The sequence below is a fragment of the Streptomyces sp. adm13(2018) genome (assembly GCF_008042145.1).
GTDB lineage: Bacteria > Actinomycetota > Actinomycetes > Streptomycetales > Streptomycetaceae > Streptomyces.
Genome location: NZ_RDBH01000113.1, coordinates 76,104 through 78,893 on the forward strand (window position 1 = coordinate 76,104; position 2,790 = coordinate 78,893).

General features: G+C 75.6%; 3 protein-coding genes. 1 reads left to right on the forward strand and 2 read right to left on the reverse strand.

The features are described from left to right. The first annotated feature begins 126 nt into the window (after positions 1-126). Entirely contained in the window at positions 127-1,281 is a 1,155-nt protein-coding gene (locus tag EAO70_RS10300; RefSeq protein ID WP_148002704.1) for a saccharopine dehydrogenase family protein, read from the forward strand. A gap of 40 nt (positions 1,282-1,321) precedes the next feature. Here the strand turns inward: EAO70_RS10300 and EAO70_RS10305 are convergent, their stop codons facing one another. Beyond that, positions 1,322-1,693 (reverse strand): VOC family protein, encoded by a 372-nt coding sequence (locus EAO70_RS10305; protein ID WP_148002705.1) that lies wholly within the window; start codon positions 1,691-1,693, stop codon positions 1,322-1,324. A 236-nt stretch (positions 1,694-1,929) separates the two neighbouring features. Next, positions 1,930-2,628: an endonuclease V gene (locus tag EAO70_RS10310; protein WP_148002706.1), complete on the reverse strand. Its 699-nt coding sequence runs from the start codon at positions 2,626-2,628 to the stop codon at positions 1,930-1,932. Positions 2,629-2,790: the final 162 nt, after the last annotated feature.

Genomic DNA, 2,790 nt, shown 5'->3' on the forward strand with positions numbered 1-2,790 from the left:
GCCGGGGCCGGGGCGAGTGCCGGGGCCGGGGCGAGTGCCGGGGGCGGTCGAGAGGCCGGGGCCGGCGCCGGCACAGAGCAGGAGACCGGGCGGGAGGCCGCAGTCGGGCCTGATCGCCCCTACGACGTGGTTCTCTTCGGGGCCACCGGGTTCGTCGGTGAGCTCACCGCCGGGTACCTCGCCGCCCACGCGCCCGCGGAGTGCCGCTGGGCGCTCGCGGGCCGCAACCGGGCCGGGCTCACGGCGTTGCGTGCCCGGCTCGCCGCCCGGTGGCCGCGCTGCGCCGAGCTGCCGCTGGTCGTCGCGGACGCGGCCGACCCCGGTTCGCTGCGCGAACTCGCCGAGTCCGCACGGGTGGTGGCGACGACGGTCGGCCCGTACGTCTGGTACGGCGACGGGCTCGTCGGCGCGTGCGCCGAGGCGGGCACCGACTATCTGGACCTGACCGGCGAGGCCGAGTTCGTCGACCAGACGTACGTACGGCACGACGCGCGGGCCCGGGAGACCGGCGCCCGCATCGTCCACGCCTGCGGCTTCGACTCCGTCCCGCACGACCTGGGCGCGTACTTCACCGTCCAGCAGCTTCCGGAGGGCGTACCGCTCCGGGTGGACGGCTTCGTACGCGCCGAGGCGCAGTTCTCCGGCGGCACCTTCGCGTCCGCCCTGACCGCCCTCGGCCGGGGGCGGGAGATCCTGCGGGCGGCCCACGAACGACGGCTGCACGAACCGCGGTTGGTGGGGCGCCGGACCCGTGCGCCGCTGTCCGGTCCGCGGTTCAGCCGGGAGACCGGGACCTGGGCCCTGCCGCTCCCGACCCTCGACCCGCAGGTCGTGGCACGGTCGGCCGCGGCCCTCGAACGGTACGGACCCGACTTCCGCTACCGCCACTACGCCTCCGTGAAGACGCTCCCGATGGCCCTCGGCGGCGCGGCGGCCGTCGGCGCGGGTGTGGCGTTCGCCCAACTCCCGCCGGTGCGCGCCTGGCTGATGGACCGTTACCAGGCGGGGCAGGGGCCGTCGGCCGAGCGGCGGGCCCGCAGCTGGTTCTCGGTCCGCTTCGTCGGCGAGGGCGGCGGGCGCCGGGTGTTCACCGAGGTCTCGGGCGGCGACCCGGGCTACGACGAGACGGCGAAGATGCTGGCCGAGGCGGCGCTCAGCCTCGCGTTCGACCCGCTGCCGAAGACATCGGGCCAGGTGACGACGGCGGCGGCAATGGGTGACGCGCTCATCGACCGGCTCCGGGCGGCGGGCATCCGCTTCCGGGTGGCGCACCGGGGCTGAGCCGCGGGCCGCGCCGCCCGGGCCGGCGGTACGGGAGGGGTCAGGGTCGCACGAGGCGGAAGGGGTGACCGGCGGGGTCGGCGTAGATCCGCCAGGCCGCGTCGCCCCCGCCGTCGCCGAGCGGTTCGGCCCCGAGCGCGAGGACGGCCTCGTGGGCGGCGTCGAGGTCGTCCACCCGCACGTCGAGGTGGAACTGCTGCTCGGGCGCGCCCCATACGGGCGGCCGGTGATCGGCCACGCTCTGGAAGGCGAGGACGGGCCCGCCGACGCCCCGCAACACCGCCGAGCCCTCGCCGACCGCCCACCGGGGCTCGGGGCTCTCCACCTCTCCTCCGATCAACCGCCGGTAGAACTCGGCGAGTTCCCAGGCGTCCGGGCAGTCGAGAACGAGGCACCGCAGACGCCCGATCACACCGCGGCCCGAGCGGCGAGAGCGGTCGGAAGGGCGTGGATCGCGGCCGGGGCGAGGGGAACGGCCCCGGCGGAGATCGGGTTCGGGCCGCGTTCCACGGAACGCGACGAGACGGAAGGGGGTGTTGTCATGGCCCCCACTCTGGTGGGCGACCGGACGGCCCGGTATCCGTACAGGTACTCAGGCTACTCAGTCGATCATCGGAGGTACTCGACTCCGCCCGGCGCCCGCTCGCGTCACCGGGGGCCGTCGAGCGCCTCTTTCAGGGCCCGGCGGCACAACGCGTCGGCGTGGCGGGTGGTTTCGGGGATGCGGTAGCGCGGGGCGAGGTGGAGGGTGTGGGCGCAGGCGTTGGCCAGGGAGACCCGGTGACCGGCGGAGACGAAGACCGGCTTCACGCCGGCCCGGGTGCGCAGGGCCCGGCCGACCTCCTCGCCGTCGGCCAGCAGCGGCGCGAAGTCTCCCTGCTCCGGGCCGGGTTGATCGTAGGTGAAGGTGAACGGGTTCTTCGCGACGCCGATCGACGGACGGCCGGTGAGGACTCCCAGGTGGCTGGCGAGGCCGAAGCGGCGGGGGTGGGCTAGGCCGTAGCCGTCGCAGACGAGCAGGCCGGGGTCGGCGGTCAGCCCGTCGAGCGCGGCGAGGACCGTGGGGATCTCGCGGAAGGCGAGCAGCCCGGGGACGTACGGGAAGGAGACCCGGCCGACCGCCGTGGCCTCCTCCACCACGCGCAGGGTCCGCGCGTCCAGGACGACGGCCGCGGCGGCGACGAGATCGCGCTCGTCGTCGTAGGCGACGTCGAGCCCCGTGACGTGCCCCTCGCCGACCGCGGGCCCCTCCTCGTCGAGGACGAGGCGTCCGCTCAGCTCCGCCTGGACGGCCAGGGCGGCGGTCTCGTCGGCGGGCCAGCCCGCCGGAATGTCGATGATCGTCATGATGCGGCCACCCTATGCACGGCCGGGAGGGCGCCGGGGGCCCTCCCGGCCGTGCATAGGGTGGCCGCATCATGACGATCATCGACATTCCGGCGGGCTGGCCCGCCGACGAGACCGCCGCCCTGGCCGTCCAGGCGGAGCTGAGCGGACGCCTCGTCCTCG

Bases quoted from the DNA above. Each gene is read 5' to 3' on its own strand.
- EAO70_RS10310 (WP_148002706.1), bottom strand. From the start codon at position 2,628: ATGACGATCATCGACATTCCGGCGGGCTGGCCCGCCGACGAGACCGCC.